The organism is Microbacterium sp. Bi128 (genome assembly GCF_918698205.1).
This window is the reverse complement of sequence record NZ_CAKKMM010001441.1, coordinates 1-1,265: the sequence shown is the minus strand read 5'-3', so window position 1 is coordinate 1,265 and position 1,265 is coordinate 1. Positions and strand designations below refer to the sequence as shown.

The following is a 1,265-nucleotide window of genomic DNA, read 5'->3' as shown; positions in this document are numbered from 1 at the left end:
CGCCCACCAGCTCCAGGACCTTGCGTTCCTGGGGCGTGAGGGAGGAGGTGCGCGGGTCGACCTCTTCGGCCTCCACCAGGCTGTCCACGACGCCGGCGGCGACGCCTTCCTCGAAGAGGGACTCGCCCGCTGCTGCCCGCCGCAGGGCGCCGATCAGGTCCGTGCCGCCGATCTCCTTCAGCACGTATCCGCGTGCCCCGGCCAGGACGGCGCCGCGCAGGGCCTGTTCGTCGTCGAAGCTCGTCAGGATGATGCAGTTCAGGGACGGGTCCACCGACCTCACGTCACGGCAGACCTCGATGCCGGTCCCGTCCGGCAGGCGGGCGTCCAACACACAGACATCAGGATGCAGTGCGGGAATCCGCCGTGTCGCCTCCACCGCGGATCCGGAACTGCCGACGACGGCAAACCCCTCGCCTTCGAGAAGTTCCTGCAGCCCGCGCCTGACGAGTTCGTGGTCATCAAGGATAAAGACGCGGATCACCGCCTGCCCGCCATCAGGTGCAGTGAGACCTGCGTCTGCCCAGGCAATCATGATTCTCCCGTCCGGCCGCTCGCGCGACCGCTCGATACTGTTAGTGACACCATGCTCGTTGTCACGAGATGCTGTCCTTCATCTGCTGACCCCAGCCTCTGCCATTCTTGTGCACCGGGGCGGCGCGGACAAGGGTCATAGTGCCCAACAGGCCGCCTCCGGCCAGTTGCCCGGAGCGTTGTCGGGTGGCCCGCCAGCCGGGCTGCGTGCATGCCCTTTGGCCCTAGGCGTCATGCCGGCCGAAGGAAATCATGGGAGCGTCGCCATCTGGCGCGGGAAGCTCGGCCGGTACGAGGGCAAAGGATTGCGATGAACGAAGTCAGGGACGTCCGGATGATCGTGGTAGGCGTTGACGGCTCGGACGCTTCGGTGTCCGCGTTGCGGCATGCGCAGGCCCTCGCGGTGCCCCTGGCCGCCAAGGTCGTCGCAGTGGCATGCTGGGACTACCCGCCGGTGTACGACGGCTATGTCGCCGTCGGCATCGAGGACTTCGACGTCCGGGCCGGGGAAATCCTGGCCGAGGCGGTGGCGAAGGCCTTCGGCCCGGACACTCCGGACAACGTCGAGGCCCGCCTCATCCAGGGGCACCCCCGCCGCGTGCTGATCGAGGAGAGCAAAGCCGCGGACATGCTCGTGCTGGGCCGCCGCGGCCACGGCGGATTCGGTGGACTGTTGCTGGGATCTGTGAGTTCCGCCTGTGTGGCACATGCGCATTGCCCGGTGCTGGTGG

General features: G+C 67.7%; 2 protein-coding genes. One reads left to right on the top strand and one right to left on the bottom strand.

Translation table 11 applies throughout. The features are described from left to right. Positions 1-535, bottom strand: a 535-nt coding sequence (locus LQV45_RS33515) for a response regulator transcription factor (RefSeq protein WP_230012089.1), incomplete at its 3' end; no start/stop codon positions are given. A gap of 309 nt (positions 536-844) precedes the next feature. Here LQV45_RS33515 and LQV45_RS33510 point away from each other — a divergent pair. Beyond that, positions 845-1,265: universal stress protein (locus LQV45_RS33510; protein ID WP_230012087.1), on the top strand; the 421-nt coding region annotated here is incomplete at its 3' end.